The organism is Rhodococcus sp. 06-156-4 (assembly GCF_002259345.1).
In the GTDB taxonomy this organism is placed as follows: Bacteria; Actinomycetota; Actinomycetes; order Mycobacteriales; family Mycobacteriaceae; genus Rhodococcoides; species Rhodococcoides fascians_E.
This window is the reverse complement of the sequence record NZ_NPGB01000008.1, coordinates 406399-421911: the sequence shown is the minus strand read 5'-3', so window position 1 is coordinate 421911 and position 15513 is coordinate 406399. Positions and strand designations below refer to the sequence as shown.

Annotated in this window: 17 protein-coding genes; 6 read left to right on the top strand and 11 right to left on the bottom strand. The window is 64.3% G+C overall.

Annotated features, from left to right (window positions below; translation table 11 throughout):
• Positions 1 to 6: 6 nt before the first annotated feature.
• A complete protein-coding gene (locus CH290_RS05285) occupies positions 7 to 948 on the bottom strand; it encodes an ABC transporter substrate-binding protein (RefSeq protein ID WP_033188671.1) in 942 nt (313 codons plus the stop codon).
• Positions 949 to 1080: 132 nt separating this feature from the next.
• Between CH290_RS05285 and CH290_RS05280 the strand changes: the two genes are divergently transcribed.
• Complete coding sequence (locus CH290_RS05280; protein WP_033188672.1) at positions 1081 to 2130, top strand: M48 family metallopeptidase; 1050 nt, start codon at positions 1081 to 1083, stop codon at positions 2128 to 2130.
• 66 nt (positions 2131 to 2196) lie between these two features.
• On the top strand, positions 2197 to 2745 hold the full coding sequence (locus tag CH290_RS05275) for a carboxymuconolactone decarboxylase family protein (protein WP_033188673.1): 549 nt from the start codon (positions 2197 to 2199) through the stop codon (positions 2743 to 2745).
• Between the two features lie 87 nt (positions 2746 to 2832).
• Here the strand turns inward: CH290_RS05275 and lpdA are convergent, their stop codons facing one another.
• The 3 genes from lpdA to CH290_RS05260 are packed head-to-tail and all read right to left on the bottom strand — an operon-like array spanning position 2833 to position 5919.
• Positions 2833 to 4248: a dihydrolipoyl dehydrogenase gene (lpdA, locus tag CH290_RS05270; protein WP_019666588.1), complete on the bottom strand. Its 1416-nt coding sequence runs from the start codon at positions 4246 to 4248 to the stop codon at positions 2833 to 2835.
• 49 nt (positions 4249 to 4297) lie between these two features.
• Positions 4298 to 5278 (bottom strand): dipeptidase, encoded by a 981-nt coding sequence (locus CH290_RS05265; RefSeq protein ID WP_033188674.1) that lies wholly within the window; start codon positions 5276 to 5278, stop codon positions 4298 to 4300.
• Positions 5275 to 5919, bottom strand: a complete 645-nt coding sequence (locus CH290_RS05260; RefSeq protein WP_033188675.1) for a GAP family protein — start codon at positions 5917 to 5919, stop codon at positions 5275 to 5277. Before CH290_RS05260 ends, CH290_RS05265 begins: the two co-directional genes overlap by 4 nt.
• Before the next feature lie 38 nt (positions 5920 to 5957).
• Between CH290_RS05260 and CH290_RS05255 the strand changes: the two genes are divergently transcribed.
• The gene (locus tag CH290_RS05255; RefSeq protein ID WP_033188676.1) at positions 5958 to 7985 is read left to right on the top strand and encodes a prolyl oligopeptidase family serine peptidase; all 2028 of its coding nucleotides are present in this window, start codon (positions 5958 to 5960) and stop codon (positions 7983 to 7985) included.
• Here CH290_RS05255 and CH290_RS05250 read toward each other — a convergent pair.
• The 4 genes from CH290_RS05250 to ppk2 all read right to left on the bottom strand — a co-directional run bounded on the left by CH290_RS05250 (position 7975) and on the right by ppk2 (position 10821).
• Positions 7975 to 8811 carry an alpha/beta hydrolase family protein gene (locus CH290_RS05250; RefSeq protein ID WP_019666592.1) on the bottom strand — a complete coding sequence of 279 codons (837 nt, stop codon included), beginning with the start codon at positions 8809 to 8811 and terminating at the stop codon, positions 7975 to 7977. The two genes, CH290_RS05255 and CH290_RS05250, sit on opposite strands and share 11 nt — an antisense overlap.
• Positions 8812 to 8891: 80 nt before the next feature.
• Positions 8892 to 9014: a hypothetical protein gene (locus CH290_RS30930; RefSeq protein ID WP_254924961.1), complete on the bottom strand. Its 123-nt coding sequence runs from the start codon at positions 9012 to 9014 to the stop codon at positions 8892 to 8894.
• 277 nt (positions 9015 to 9291) lie between these two features.
• The gene (locus CH290_RS30925; RefSeq protein WP_020112566.1) at positions 9292 to 9420 is read right to left on the bottom strand and encodes a hypothetical protein; all 129 of its coding nucleotides are present in this window, start codon (positions 9418 to 9420) and stop codon (positions 9292 to 9294) included.
• 489 nt (positions 9421 to 9909) lie between these two features.
• Positions 9910 to 10821: a polyphosphate kinase 2 gene (gene ppk2, locus CH290_RS05245; protein WP_019666596.1), complete on the bottom strand. Its 912-nt coding sequence runs from the start codon at positions 10819 to 10821 to the stop codon at positions 9910 to 9912.
• Positions 10822 to 10981: 160 nt separating this feature from the next.
• Here ppk2 and CH290_RS05240 point away from each other — a divergent pair, with 160 nt between their 5' ends.
• Positions 10982 to 11182 (top strand): PspC domain-containing protein, encoded by a 201-nt coding sequence (locus CH290_RS05240; RefSeq protein ID WP_019666597.1) that lies wholly within the window; start codon positions 10982 to 10984, stop codon positions 11180 to 11182.
• A 19-nt stretch (positions 11183 to 11201) separates the two neighbouring features.
• On the opposite strand, the gene CH290_RS05235 is transcribed toward CH290_RS05240, so the two are convergent.
• Complete coding sequence (locus tag CH290_RS05235) at positions 11202 to 12605, bottom strand: glucose-6-phosphate dehydrogenase (protein WP_033188677.1); 1404 nt, start codon at positions 12603 to 12605, stop codon at positions 11202 to 11204.
• Positions 12606 to 12653: 48 nt separating this feature from the next.
• On the opposite strand from CH290_RS05235, the gene CH290_RS05230 reads away from it, so the two are divergent.
• The gene (locus tag CH290_RS05230) at positions 12654 to 13256 is read left to right on the top strand and encodes a hypothetical protein (RefSeq protein ID WP_019666599.1); all 603 of its coding nucleotides are present in this window, start codon (positions 12654 to 12656) and stop codon (positions 13254 to 13256) included.
• On the opposite strand, the gene CH290_RS05225 is transcribed toward CH290_RS05230, so the two are convergent.
• Positions 13253 to 13825: an isochorismatase family protein gene (locus tag CH290_RS05225; protein WP_020112571.1), complete on the bottom strand. Its 573-nt coding sequence runs from the start codon at positions 13823 to 13825 to the stop codon at positions 13253 to 13255. The two genes, CH290_RS05230 and CH290_RS05225, sit on opposite strands and share 4 nt — an antisense overlap.
• Positions 13826 to 13847: 22 nt before the next feature.
• Between CH290_RS05225 and CH290_RS05220 the strand changes: the two genes are divergently transcribed.
• On the top strand, positions 13848 to 14675 hold the full coding sequence (locus CH290_RS05220) for an MOSC domain-containing protein (RefSeq protein WP_230620903.1): 828 nt from the start codon (positions 13848 to 13850) through the stop codon (positions 14673 to 14675).
• Here CH290_RS05220 and CH290_RS05215 read toward each other — a convergent pair.
• Positions 14647 to 15513, bottom strand: coding sequence for an asparaginase (locus tag CH290_RS05215; RefSeq protein WP_019666602.1), 867 nt, complete (start codon positions 15511 to 15513; stop codon positions 14647 to 14649). The two genes, CH290_RS05220 and CH290_RS05215, sit on opposite strands and share 29 nt — an antisense overlap.

Sequence of the window (15513 nt, the reverse complement as noted above, 5' to 3'; positions counted from 1 at the left end):
TACGTCTCAGTTCGGCTGCGAGAGAATGCGTTCGATGTCGTCGAGGACTGCTTGTCCGCCCTTCGGTCCGACGCCGGTGATCCAGTAGGACTGATCGACGGCCTGCGGGTTCGGCAGTGCTCCTGGGTTCGCCGTGATCGCGGCGGGGATCGCCGCCGGGTCGGACGGATCGGTCGCGGTGACGACGATGACGTCGGCGCGCGCCTCGGTGACGAGTTCGGGAGACAGGTCGACGGAGATCTCGTCGGCCCAGTCCGGCCGCGGCGGTGTGGTGAAGCCTGCGCATTCCAGCGTGCTGCCGGCGAAGGACAGCGGACCGTACAGCGTGAGCACGTCGTCCCGAGGCCGGATCAGTTGCGCGGTGCGACCTTCGGTGTCGAATCGAGTTGCGATGTCGGAGCAGCGGTCTCGATATTCGCCGAGCAGGGCCTGCGCGTCGTCCTCCCTGCCCAGCGTACGACCGACGAAGTCGACGTTGTCCTGCCACGGATCGGACTGCGAGGCCATGAACACCGTCGGTGCGATGCCCGCGAGTTGGTCATAGTACTCGGCATGCCTCGTCTCGGTCCCGAGGATGAGATCCGGCTTCAACGCAGCGATGGATTCGATCCTCGGCTCGGCGACGGTCCCGACCGTCGCGATCGACGCGGCCTCGTCGCCCAGATACGCCGGGACACCGGTCGCTTCGCTGAGAACAGCGGTGCCGACCGGGACGACACCGAGAGCGACGGACGTATCCAACTCGACCGGCTCGAGCGTCACGATGCGCATCGGACTGTCCGGAACCTCGACGTCGCCGCGAACGGTCTCGACGGTCCGCGTGCCCTGTTCGTCGGCGCTGCCGTCGGACTCGCTCGCCGATCCCCCGCCGCCCGACGAGCACGCCACGAGACCGAAAGCCAATATTCCGACCGCTACCGCCACGCCGCGGTGATCAGACCTCGACATCGTGCATTCCTCCGTACCTCGATGAGTGAAAGTTCAATGAAGGTTAGCCTGTCTTTCGTCGCCGATGGGCAGACCGTGGAGCCCGTTTTACTGATACTTTGGACTGCGAATCTTCGACGCTGGGAGAACCGCTTGACTGCCGCACCGGACCGCACCCGTATCGAGTTTCCGGACATCAGCTCGCGAGCATGGGAACACCCCTCGGACAGAGCCGCGCTCGTGACCCTGCGCAGCTTGAAGGGGTTCGACACCGTGCTCCGCACCCTCTCCGGCTTGCTCAGGGAACGCCAGCACCGGCTGATGTACCTCGCCACGGCCGTACGCGTCGACGACAAGCAGTTCAAGGACCTGAACGATCTTCGCTCCGACTGCGTGAGCATTCTCGGTGCGGATCAGACGCCCGAGCTGTTCGTCATGCAGTCACCCGTGGTCAACGCGTTCACGATCGGAATGGACCGCCCGTTCATCGTCGTGACCACCGGCCTGCTGGACATCATGACGTACGAAGAACAGAGATTCGTCGTCGGTCACGAGCTGGGGCACGCACTGTCCGGGCACGCGGTCTACCGGACCGTTCTGATGCACCTCATGCGTCTCGCCGGAACCATCGGCTGGGTACCCGTCGGCGGCTGGGCACTGCGGGCGATCATCGCAGGCTTGATGGAATGGCAACGCAAATCGGAACTTTCGGGTGACCGCGCCGGTCTGCTCTGCGGCCAGGACGTCCACACCGCCATCCGCGTGCAACTCAAGCTGGCAGGCGGTGCCCGCATCAGCGAAATCGACGTCGACGCGTTCCTCGCGCAGGCCGCCGAGTACGAGTCCAGCGGCGACCTACGCGACGGCGTCCTCAAACTCCTCAACATCGAACTGCTGTCCCACCCGTTCTCGGTACTACGCGCAGCGGAGCTGAAGAAGTGGGTGGACAGCGGGGAGTATGCCGCCGTGCTCCGCGGCGAGTACCCGCTGAAATCTCAGGACCACCGAGCCAAGGCGTCGGAGGAATTCAAGAACGCCGCCAGAACCTACAAGCAGAACTTCGACGAGTCGGAAGACCCCTTGATCAAGACGATCCGCGATCTCGGCGGCGGTTTCACCGGTGCCGTCGACGCCGTCGGAAACGGAATCGGCGACGTGGCGTCGGACATCAAGGAACGCTTCGACCATTGGCGGAAGTCCTGACTCGTTCCACGCCGACGACTCGCGTTACCTGGTGCGGGGTGGGGGTCGGGCGGTAGCGTCGGTCCGGTGACGACACCCCGCCTCTCCACACCTCGAATTCCGACAGGCACGTTCAAGGAGCTGGGCCCGATCAACTGGGCGTTGTGTCGGATTCTCTCCAAAGTCGCAGGCACACCCGACGCTCACCTGTTCAGCACCCTCGGCCGCAACAGAGGCCTGTTCCGGGGATGGCTGTTCTTCAGCGGGCGCTTGATGCCGGGCGGCCGCATCTCCAAGAAGGAAACCGAACTGGTCATCAACCGCGTCGCTCACCTACGGGACTGCGGCTACGAGATGGACCACCACAGCCGCATCGGACGCCGATTCGGTGTGACGAAAGAGCTTCTCGCACAGGTGAAAGAGGGGCCGGAGTCGCCGGGATTGACTCCTCGGTACCGAACCATCCTCACGGCAACCGACGAACTCCTGAAAACCAAGAACCTGTCCGACCAGACCTGGACCCTTCTGGCCCAGGAATTCGACGAACGCCAACTCATCGAATTCCTGTTGCTCGTAAGCCAATACGACGGCCTGGCCACCACTATCGGCACCCTTCGCATCGAGCGCGATTTCTGAGCCTTCGTCCGAGGAGCTCCGACCGAAGAAACGAGAACATCCGCCCACGGCCGAGGCTGTGGGCGGATGTTCTTCGGTGAAGCTGGATCAGAAGTTGATCATGTGCCCGGCGAGGCCGTGGATGGCTTCCTGCAGCGCTTCCGACAGGGTCGGGTGCGTGTGCACGTTGCGAGCCAACTCGTTGACCGTCAGGTCCCACTTCTGCGCGAGCGTCAGTTCCGGCAGCAGCTCGGAAACGTCGGGGCCGATGAGGTGGCCACCGAGCAGTTCGCCGTGCTCGGTGTCGGCGATGAGCTTGACGAAGCCGGTGGCGTCGCCGAGTCCGTGTGCCTTGCCGTTGGCTGCGAACGGGAAGTTCGCGACCTTGATGTCCGAGCCACGAGCCTGAGCCTCTTCGCGGGCCTGGTCTTCGGTGAGACCGAAGCTGGCGACCTGAGGCTGGCAGAACGTCGCGCGCGGCATCATGCGGTAATCGTCGATCGGGAGTGTCTCGGCACCGCCGATGGTCTCCGCAGCGACGACAGCCTGAGCCTCGGCGACGTGCGCGAGCTGCAGCTTCGCGGTCACGTCGCCGATGGCGTAGATGTGCGGGACGTTGGTCTGCATCGTGTTGGTGATGCCGATGGCGCCGCGGTCGGTGAGCTCGACGCCGGTCTTCTCGAGGCCGAAGCCTTCGACGCGGGGTGCGAACCCGACGGACTGCATGACCTTGTCGACGGTGAAGGTTTCGCTCTCACCGGACTTGTTGTGCTTGATCTCGACGGTGACCTTGGAGCCGTCGTCGTCGATGCTCTGCACGCCTGCGCCGGTGATGACCTTGACGCCCAGCTTCTTGTACTGCTTCTCGATTTCCTTCGAGACGTCCTTGTCCTCGTTCGGCAGCGCGCGATCGAGGTACTCGACGATGGTGACGTCGACACCGTAGTTCTTGAGGACGTAGCCGAACTCCATGCCGATGGCGCCCGCGCCGACGATGAGGATGGAGCCCGGGAGCTCCTTCGTCATGATCTGCTCTTCGTACGTCACGACGTTCTTGCTCAGCTCGGTACCGGGCAGCAACTTGGTGGTGCTGCCGGTCGAGATGATGGCGTTGTCGAACGTGATGGTCTCGGTGCCGCCCTTGGTGAGCTCGACCTCGATGGTGTTGGCGTCGGTGAACGTGCCCTTGCCGTCGTACTCGGGGATCTTGTTCTTCTTCATCAAGAAGTGGATTCCCTTGACGCGGCCCTCGGCAACCTTGCGGCTGCGATCGAACGCTGCGCCGAAGTCGAAGGACGCTTCACCGGAGATGCCGAACAGCTTCGCCTCTTTGGTGAAGAGGTGCGCCAGCTCGGCGTTGCGGAGAAGAGCCTTCGAGGGGATGCAGCCGACGTTCAGGCAGACACCGCCCCAGTACTTCTGCTCGATGATGGCAGTGCTCAGTCCGAGTTGTGCCGCGCGGATAGCAGCGACGTACCCACCGGGACCGGCTCCGAGGACAACGACGTCATAGTGTGAGGTCACGATTCCCCAGGATAGTCCCGTCGTGTATCACTGTCTCCAGACGGTCCGGTTACCGGCCGGTAGCACGGCTCCGGGCGGCGACCCGCGCGAAGTTTCCTCCGTACACGGCGGCGATCGACGCCTCGTCGAACCCTCGATCACGCAGCACAGCAGGCAGCGTCACGACGTCCTCCGGCGGCACCCACTGCAGCATCCCGTACTTGGTGTACTCCTCCGAGAACGCCTCGGGATGCGTCGCGAGTTCCAGATTGAAATCCTCGTGATCGAACGAGTAGTCCGAGCCGATTCCGATGTGGTCGATACCGAGCAGGTCGACGCCGTACTCGATGTGGTCGGCCATGGCCTGGACTCGCTGCGCACCCTCGTCCCGTCCGTTCGGCCCGAGAAAGATGCCGACGCCGTTGATGCCGACGACTCCTCCGGTCCGAGCGCATTCGACTGCCTGTTCGTCGGTGATGTTGCGCGGATGCTCGCAGAGCGCGGAAAAGTTCGAATGGCTGTAGATCATCGGAACCTGCGTCGCCGACGCCAGGTCGAGGCCGGTTCGCGTCGAACAGTGCGAGCCGTCGACCATCATGCCGACACGGTTCATCTCCGCGACGAGGTCGCGTCCGTAGCCGGTGAGGCCGGTGTCGTCGGTGTCGAGGCATCCGCAGCCTGCCGCGTTGGCCCAGTTGTACGACGGAAGCATCGATCGGACACCGAGGCGGTGGAAGTGCGCGACGTTGTCGAGGTCGCCTTCCAGCGGACCGGAATCCTCCAGGTCGAAGGCGAGCGTGATCAGGTTGCCGTCGGGCACCTCGTCGACCATTCGAAATCGACCGTCCGACAGCGCTTTACGACGGAAATCCTCGGCCAACGCCGTCGCGACGGCGAACGAATGCGGCGAGAACCCGACGTTCACCGACACGTACGAACCGAGCGGATACCGTGCGACCTCCGCGATGTCTGCGCCAGTTCCATCCGACGACGCCGAGACGAGCGGAAGGCAACAGTGCTGCTCCCACAGAATCATTTCCCGCGAAGTCATACGGATGCTCCCCCTTTCACGATCAACACCACCGATACCAGACCGAGGACCAGGCACACGATCGCAGCACTGTGCTGCACGAGCCATTCTCGCCAGGATTGCTGGACGGCAGCGGAGTTGCGGCCCGACCTCGCCAGCACCACCAGAGGAGTGACGACCCCGAGCGTCGCGACCACGACCCACACCCCCGCAGCGGCGACGGCTTCTGCGCCGTGCAATTCCCACAGCGACAGTTCGGCCACCGCCACCGTCACCAGCATGTAATTGGGCACCCACAAGCCCAGCACGAACGCCGCGATCACCGACAGCCGATCGAGTCCTCTCAGCCACTTCGGTGTCTGCCCCGCCGTGCGCCGCCCACGGATCCACAGAATCAGGACGAACAACGCCAGAACGAGGCCGACGGCGAGCTCGAACCAGGAAAGGGCGTGAGACGTCGACTTCGCCCGCGGCCCCGGCGGCAGCAGAGTTGCCGCAAGAACCATCACGAGGGCGAGGGCCAGGACGTACCCGAGGACGTACGCGACAAGCTTTCTCGGACCGTTGTCGGTGGCCGCGAGCAGAAACGCGGGTACCACCGACCACGGCCACACCATGACGACGAGACCCACGAGTGCGAACGTCAGCGCATGGCCGGCCATGACCTACGGACAGTACTCGCAGACGGTAGAAATAGGGCATGAGCAACGCGATCGATCCGTACCTCTGGCTCGAAGAAGTCACCGCCGACGAGGCCCTCGACTGGGTCCGCACCCGCAACGCCGCGACCACCGCAGCACTCGCCGGAGACGAGTTCGACGCCACCGAAGCACGGATCCTCGAGGTCCTGGACACCGACGCGCGGATTCCGTACGCACGCCGACGCGGTGAGTACCTCTACAACTTCTGGCGCGACGCATCCCACGTCCGAGGTATCTGGCGTCGCACGACGATGGACGAATATCGCAAGGACGAGCCCGCGTGGGACGTTCTCCTCGATCTCGACGCCGTGGCCGCCGCGGAGAGCGAGAACTGGGTGTGGAGCGGCGCACAGGTTCTGCGTCCCGATCAGAAGATCGCGCTGGTGACGATGTCCCGGGGCGGCGCCGACGCCACCGTCGTGCGCGAGTTCGATCTGGAGTCGAGGACTTTTCGCGACGACGGGTTCTTCGTTCCGGAAGCCAAGACCGACGTCGGGTACATGGACGCGGACACCGTCTACGTCGGAACCGATTTCGGCGACGGTTCCCTGACCGACTCGGGCTATCCGCGGATCGCCAAGCGCTGGCACCGTGGCACTCCCCTGGCCGAGGCGACGACGGTCTTCGAGGGCGAGGCGTCGGACATCTCGATCTCGGCGTGGCACGACAGGACGCCCGGTTTCGAACGCGACTTCGTTCAGCGAGCCACCGACTTCTACAACGCGGAGCTGTACCTCCTCGTGGGGGACGCACTCACGCTCGTCGAGACCCCGACCGACGCAACCACTTCGGTGCACAAGCAGTGGCTTCTGATCCGCACGATGACCGAGTGGACCGTCGGCGACGTGACGTACCCGTCGGGCGCCCTGCTCGCGACGAACTTCGACGACTTCGTCGGTGGCAGCCGCGACATCACGGTCCTCTTCCGGCCCGACGCCCATCGGTCGCTGCACCAGTGGGCGTGGACCGAGAACCACCTGCTCGTCGTCACCCTCGTCGACGTCGCCACCGAAATCGGCATCTACACCCCGAGCGCCGACGGATGGAGCGACACGCCACTCACCGGCCTGCCGGAACTGACGTCGATCGAGATCGTCGGCACCGACGGCGAAGAGAACGGCGACGAGTTCTTCCTGTCGTCGAGCGGATATCTCACTCCCGCCACGCTGCTGTTCGGAACGGTCGGCGGCGGCGTCGAGGCACTCAAGCAAGCGCCGTCGTTCTTCGACACCGAAGGACTCACCGTCGCACAGCATTTCGCGACCTCACTCGACGGGACCGCGATCCCGTACTTCGTCGTCCGGAAGGAGCCCGCCGACGGCTCCCCGGCCCCGACCCTGCTCTACGGCTACGGCGGCTTCGAGATCTCGCTGACCCCGTCGTACAGCGGAGCGACCGGGTCGGCCTGGCTGGAGAAGGGCGGCACCTACGTCGTCGCCAACATCCGTGGCGGCGGTGAGTACGGGCCGGACTGGCACACACAGGTTCTCCGCGCGGGGCGCCACAAGGTGCACGAGGACTTCGCCGCCGTGGCCCGCGACCTCGTCGACCGGGGAATCACGACGCCGAGTCAGCTGGGTGCACAGGGCGGAAGCAACGGCGGCCTGCTGATGGGCATCATGGTCACCAAGTACCCCGAGTTGTTCGGTGCGATCGTCTGCCAGGTTCCGCTTCTCGACATGAAGCGCTACCACCTGCTGCTGGCCGGGGCGTCGTGGGTCGCGGAGTACGGAAACCCCGACGACCCGGACGAGTGGGCGTTCATCTCCGAGTACTCGCCGTACCAGAACGTCGTCGGGCCTGCAGAGAAAACGTACCCGCCCATCCTGATCGCGACCTCCACCCGCGACGACCGAGTCCATCCGGGTCATGCTCGCAAGATGGCGGCTCGGCTCGAAGAAACAGGGCACACCGTCCGCTACTTCGAGAACATCGAAGGCGGGCACGGCGGCGCAGCCGACAACGCGCAACTCGCATTCAAGACCGCGCTGACGTACCGATTCCTGTGGAACACCCTCAGCGACTGAACCAAGCCTCGATCTCCGCGACGACGGTCGCCGGCTGCCGGATCCATTCGTTGTGTCCGCGCGGCGACGAGAGGTGCCGCGTGGTGACCTCCGCGCGCGGAAACTTCTTCAACAGGTTGGCCATGGACGCGCGCGGTGCAAGATCGTCGCCGGCGAGCGTCACCGCGAGGATGGGAAGCGTCAACCGGGCAATGCGTTCCTCGTAGTCGATGTCCGCGCCGGTCGGTTCGATCCGACCGGTGCGGGCGAACCTCGACCAGTCCTCGATGAGCACCTTCGACTGGCGCCCGAACCCGCCGACGTCGATGCGATCACCCGGCCAGAACCCGGCGATGTTGCTGGTCAACGACATCGCCGCTGCCCCGAGGAACAGCGACGCCCCGCGGGCCACACCGAACCCGCGATGGAACGGCGATCCGGATGCAACGAGGATCAACCCACCGAGCCGCCCCCGGATTCTCGACGCATAGAGGGAGCTGAGCTGGCCACCCATGCTGTGACCGAGCGCGTACGGCGTGGCGTCGGGAAACCGTTCCCGAACCACCTCGAAGATTGCGGGAAAATCCACCGAGACGAGTTCCTGATAGCCGTACGTGCTGACTCCGCTCGGCTTCGGTCGGCTGTCCCCCTGGCCGCGAAGGTCGGCCGTCGCCACATGGAAACCCCGCTCCGTCAGAGCCTGCGCGAACAGCGCGTAGTACCCGCCCGGAATGCCGAGGCCGGGCAGCACGACGATGACCGGCAGGTCGGACCTCGGAGTCTCGGCCTCGAACAAGCGAACCGGGACGCTCGTCCCGTCGGGCATCTGAATCGGCACTGTCTCCACGCCGACACCTTAGGCCCCGGACAGTCGAACAGCCGGCTCGCGTGACGCGAGCCGGCTGTTCGTGTACCTCGACGCGTGGGTCAGCCGCCCAGCAGTCCTCCGAGCAGTCCACCGATCACCGTGAGCAGCCCACCGTCGGTGTCGGCGCCTTCGGAGCTTCCGGCGCTACCGGTGGCGAGGAGGGAAAGAAGTGCAGCAAGCATGAGGATCTCCTTGAGGGGGAAGGCCATGCCACGAATGGGCGGGCTGAGGAAAGTTCTATCAACCAGGATGGCCGTGAGGAAAGCGAAGAGATCGCAATTGCGTCGTTCGAATGAATGTTTACCGGATCAAATAATTCGAACGACACTCGAAACCTTCATCAGGACTTTTATGCACGGAAGGCGAGGCCGGGAAGGCCGAAAAAGACGTCAGCCCGAACCGGGTCACGGTTCGGGCTGACGTCGAGGTTCGCGTGGACCGCGGTGTGCGGTCGGTGGATCAGCTGACGGGAGGCGTGCCAGGAATGGTTGCCTCGCTCGATCCGCTGTCCGAGCTGCCCGTGGAGAGGAGGGCCAGGAGGCCGAGAAGTTCGGAAAGTTCGATCTTGTTCGACGGCTTGATGGACATCCTTTGAGCTCCTTCGATTCGAGGTCAGGTACTCGGAATGTGAAAGTTACGAAACGATCACTTCCGAATACATTCCTACCAACCGAATATCGAATTGGCTACAGCCGCAACGATAAAAAACCGAATGTATTCAAATCGACAGTAAACAGGAATCTTGTTTTCACTGATAACTATCGAATCACCGCGGCCCCCGACACCGCGTGTGATTCAACCGATCAGGCTGCGCTGCCCGAGGTCAGAACGCCGACGATCTGATCGACGATGGCGTCGACGATGCCGTCGTACACGCCGCTGACGATGTCACCGATGAAGCCTGCTGCAGAACCCATGAGATCTCCTTGAATTTGGAAACGAGCCGATCGATCACGACCCATGTACGTTTTTACCGCATTAACGGGCGGTCTCGGCTCCGACCCCGTTAAATCCAGAAACAAACTTGGTAACGCCTCGGCACCGTAACAGCTCGATTACTTGTTTGACCTGGCGCTTTCACTCGCCGATCACGTCGCGAGCCCGGCCGACGAGCAAGGGGTCGGTTTCGCCGACGATTTCGGGATCCTTGTTGGCGTAGTCGTATTTGTTGAGGATGAACCGCATCGCGTTGATCCGAGCGCGCTTCTTGTCGTTGCTCTTGACGACGGTCCACGGTGCGACGTCGGTGTCGGTGGCCCTGAAGTTCTCTTCCTTCGCAGCGGTGTACGCATCCCATTTGTCCAACGACGCGAGATCCATCGGCGAGAGCTTCCACTGGCGAACGGGATCGACCTGACGGATGGCGAACCGAGTGCGCTGCTCGAGCTGCGACACAGAGAACCAGAACTTGGTGAGACTGACCCCGTCGTCGACGAGCATCTGCTCGAACAGCGGTGCCTGACGGACGAATCGAGCGTGCTGGTCCTCGGTGCAGAAGCCCATGACGCGCTCGACGCCTGCACGGTTGTACCAGGACCGGTCGAACATCACGATCTCGCCCGCGGCAGGCAGATGCTGAATGTACCTCTGGAAGTACCACTCCGTGGACTCGCGAACCGACGGCTTCTCCAGCGCAACGACGCGTGCGCCTCGGGGATTCATGTGCTCCATGAATCGCTTGATGGTGCCGCCCTTGCCCGCGGCGTCGCGTCCCTCGAAGACGATGACGTGACGCTGGCCGGTGTCCTTGATCCACATCTGCAGCTTCAGCAGCTCGATCTGCAACAACCGCTTCTGGAGGTCGTACTCGGCCCGCGTCATCCGCTCCGAGTACGGGTAGTCCTCACGCCAGGTATCGACGATCCGACCGTCGGGGACGGTCAGAAGAACGGGATCGTCGTCGTCGTTGTCGTCCACGACGAACCCGGAGGTGTCCGTCAGGTCGACCGCCGTGGCCAGGTCGCCGAGGAGGCTGAAATCTTGCGTCATGACCGCAGAAGCTAGCCGGATACGGAAACGAACCGGTGACACTTCGGTGAACGACAGACGCGGTTCACCCCGAGAACGGCGGGCATGCGCTACGAATCAGGGTCGAGATGGGGGTTGTTCCCGATGCGCCGGGGCCCTGACGTCGCGCAGACTTCGTGTCATGACTTACACCAACGCCCCCAAGGAATTCGTTCGCTCCGACTCGCAGAAGATGATCGCCGGTGTGTGCGGCGGTGTCGCCGAATACTTCGAGATCGACCCGAACCTCGTCCGAGTACTCACCGTCATCGGTGCGTTCGTCTCCGCCGGCACCGTCGCCCTCGTGTACCTCGCAGCGTGGATGCTGATGCCCCAGCGCTGACCCCTCAGCGGTACCGAGGTCAGTGCACCAGCCAGCCGCACGGCGCGGCGAGTTCGTCGGCCTCGTCAGGCCCCATCGAGCCCGGTGCGTACGACTTGACCTCGGGAGGATCGTTCAGCAGCGGCGCCGCGACCTCCCACACGTGAGCCAAGCCGTCGGGCCGGGTGAACAGCGACCGGTCTCCGTTCAGCACGTCGAGGATCAGACGTGAGTAGGGGGACAACGGTTCGGCATCGGGCACCGACGGCAGCGGCAGGGACAGGTGGCCGACGGACAGGTCGAAGTCCGGGCCCGGCTCCTTCACCGTCATCGCGACGTCGATCGCGCCGTTGCCGGACAGGTCGAAGGACAACACCGCACCGTCGCGGGGCAGATCTTTCAGCGGGCTGTTCGACGGAGTCCTGAACACCAGCGACACACGCTGTGCGCCGACCCCGAGCATCTTTCCAGTGCGGAGCAGGAACGGAACACCGCGCCATCGGTCGGTGTCCACCCACAGCGTCGCGGCGACGAACGTGTCCACGACGGAATCCTCGGCCACGCCCTCCACATCGCGGTACCCGTCGTACTGGCCGAGAACCACTTCGGACGTGTCGATCGGCCTGAAACACCCGATGACGGATTCACGCGCGGACTGCAGGTCCTCCGCGTCGAGCGTCGCGGGGGGCTCCATCGCGACCTCCGCAGCAACCTGGAACAAGTGCGTCACCAGCATGTCCAACACGGCACCGGTGCTGTCGTAGAACTCGGCGCGGTCGTCGATGTTCAGCGTCTCCGGTACGTCGATCTGAACCTGCTCGACGTGCTCGGAGTTCCAGATCCCGTCGATCATGCCGTTCGCGAATCTCAGCACGTGCAGGTTCTGCGTCGCTTCCTTGCCCAGGAAGTGATCGATCCGGTAGATCTGCTTCTCGTCCAATACGTCGTGCACGGCCTTGTCGAGCTGCTCGAATGCCTTCTGCGACGTGCCGAACGGCTTCTCGTACACCACCCGTGCGCCGTCGGCGAGGCCGTGCGCACCCAGCGCGGCCGTGTAGTCCTCGAACGTGCTCGGCGGCAGTGCGATGTAGTGCACCAGCTGCGCGTCGCCGATGTCCTCACGAGCCTTCGCGACGACGTCGACGAGATCTCCCGGATCGTCCACGGTGAACCCGTTGCCTGCGAACCGGATTCGCTCGGAGAACGAATCCCAGTCGTCCGCCCCGGAGCCGAACTCCTCGAGCGCACTGCGCACGTGATCCCGGAACTCGTCGTCGGACGTGTCGTGCCTGCCGTTGCCGACGAGAAGCCACTCCTCCGGGAGCAGTCCTTCGACATGGAGTTGATGGAACGACGGCAGAACCATGCGCTTGGCAAGGTCGCCTGTCGCACCGAACAGGACGAAGATCGTGGGTTGCTGCGAATCGGAACGCGTGGACGCCATGAATCCATCATGCACCCAGAACAACGCCGCAGGGTTACAGTCGGTGTGATGGGAAGATCACGGTTTCACGGTGAGATATTCGGAGTAGGTACCTCGTCGGGCGTACGCATCGTCGTCGGGCACTGGACCCGATCTCCGCTCGGAGAATTCACCGACGTCATGATCCAGTTCTCCGGCGGCCACCGCCTTCTGCTCGCACCGGACGAAGATGTGCGCGAATTCGTCACCGCGACATACACGTTCGACGACGTATCAATGACCCCGGTCGGCTTCACACGAGTCGGCGACACGGTGAGCGTGAACACCGACGACCTTCGACTCACTCTGAGAACGGGACGCTCCACCGCACTCGGCACCCTCCTCGCGATGGTCCCGTCCACGATCTCTACGGCACCGTGGTTCTGCCGCATCTCCGATCCCATCGCACGGGTGGTCCTCCGAGGTGTACGCACCCGCGGCAGTGCAGGGAACGACAGGCGCGAGTACTACGGCGCGAAGCACCAACACCGAATTCTCAGCGCCACCGCATCCTGGCGCGGCGAAGACCTCGGCCACCTCACACCCGTCACGCCCCCGGTCACCTTCGGGTTCGGCAGTACCCCGGCGGCACCGTCGGTCACCTCGATCACGACGACCATCGACACGCCCTAGGCCAGCACGGCACCGGCGTCGGACAGTTCTTTCAGGGCGGTCTCGGAGGACTCCGGCGCGACCCCTGCAACGAACTCGGTCAGAATCCGAACAGCCAATCCATGGTGGATCGCGTCCAGGGCGGATGCCCGCACGCAGTAGTCGGTCGCGATCCCGACGACGTCGATGTCGGTGACCTCGTTGGCATCCAGCACGTCCCGCAGCGCAGTGCCGTCCTCGGTGCTGCCCTCGAACGCGGAGTAGGACGGCTCGCCCTGCCCCTTCAGAACATGCACGTCGACCGAGTCCGTCGCGAACTCCGGGTGATACGCGGCGCCGGCGGTGCCCGCAACACAGTGCACCGGCCACGTCGTCACGAAGTCGGGCTGCTCGTCGGTGGCGAAGTGGCCGCCGTTGTCACTGTCCGCGTCGTGCCAGTCCCGCGATGCGACGATGACGTCGTACGCGTCGCCCTGCCGCGCGAGAAGCCCGCTGATCCGACGCGCGACATCGGCACCGCCCACGACTCCCAGAGCACCGCCTTCGGTGAAATCGTTCTGAACATCGACTACCAACAATGCACGTGTCATGGCCCCCAGTATCCTCGCCGGTGTGAGTGCCACAGGTCGGAGTGCCACAGTGTCCGAATTGGTCTGCTACCCGGTCAAGGGTTGTGCCGGGCAGTCACTCGACACCGCACGAATGACGGTTCGCGGGATCGACCACGATCGAGAATTCATGATCGTCGACGACGACTTCTCGTTCCGCAGCCAACGCAGCGACCCCGTCCTCGCCGTGGTGACGCCGTCGATCGACGGTGACGAACTGACGCTCACGCACGAAGAATTCGGGTCGGTCACCTGCACGATCGATCGACGGTCACAGCCGATCGACGTCACCATGTTCCGTGCGCCGTTCCTCGGCATCGATCAGGGCGACGACGTCGCGTCGTGGTTGAGCGACGTCGTCGGCGAGGCGTCGCGGCTGGTTGCCGTCCCCTCCGACTTTCACCGCGTCACCGACGGAATCACCCCAGGGACAGCGGCATTCGCGGACAGCTCCGCCGTTCACATCCTCTCGGAGTCCACCCTGGACGGATTGAACACCCGGATGGACGCGCCGCTTCCGATGAATCGATTCCGGCCGAACATCGTCGTCACCGGCTGGGACGACCCCCACACCGAAGATCTTGTCCGCGACATCTCGATCGGAGAGACAGAGCTCGCCTACACCAAACTCGCGATCCGCTGCCCCGTCACCACCGTCGACCAGGCGCGCGGAGTGCGAGACGGACGCGAACCACTGAAAACCCTCGGCACGTACCGCAAGGCACGGCAGAAGGGCGTTGCCTTCGGCGCGAAATTCAGCGTGGTCGACGGCGGCACACTGTCCGTCGGAGACACCGTGAACGTCACGACCTGGGGCGAGTCGGAGCTGTAGCGATCTGTACCGCGAGCACCACCCGCGCCTGGCCTGCGCGTAGCAACGGCGAGAACACGGCCCCGGCGTCCACGAGATCCGCTCCGCCGCCGCCACCGCCGTACGTGGGCTCGATGGTCCCGACGGGCACGCGAGTGGTGACGACGACCGGTACACCCGCGCTCTTCACCGCCGCCACGACGGACGGATTGGTGTTCCCGGACCCGGTGGCCTCGAGCACGATGCCCTGAGCGCCCGCGGAGACGAAGGCGTCGATGGCCACTGCGTCGGCGCCGGGGTACAGCGCCACGATGTCCACGCGGACACCGGAGATCGGAGTCCGAGGCACGACATCGCGCGGCTCACCGGAGCTGACGAATGCGTCGAGTTCCGTTGTGTGCCACTTGGACAGTCCCCGCGCAGGCAGCGTCCGTCCACCGAACACGACGAGTACACCGCGGCCACGGTTCGCCTCGTCGAGAACGGCGTCGACGGCCGCGGCGACGTTGCCCGGACCGTCCGCGTCCGCGTGGTCGGACGTGCGCTGTGCACCGGTGAACACCACGGGCCTCGGGTCCCCGTGGAACAGATCCACCAACAGCGAGGACTCTTCCATCGTGTCCGTGCCGTGCAGCACCACCACACCCAGGCAGGCCGGGTCGTCGAGCTCGTCGAACACGGCGTCGACGATGCGGTCCAGGTCCGCGAAGTCGAACGCCGAGCTGTCCTTGGACATCAGGGTGCGGACCCGTACTTCGCCCGGCAGGTCGAAACCCACGGAGCCGGGCCTCGAGATGCCGTCCTCGTCGCGGCTGCTCCCGATGGTTCCGCCTGTTGTCAGCAGGGCAATGTGAGACAA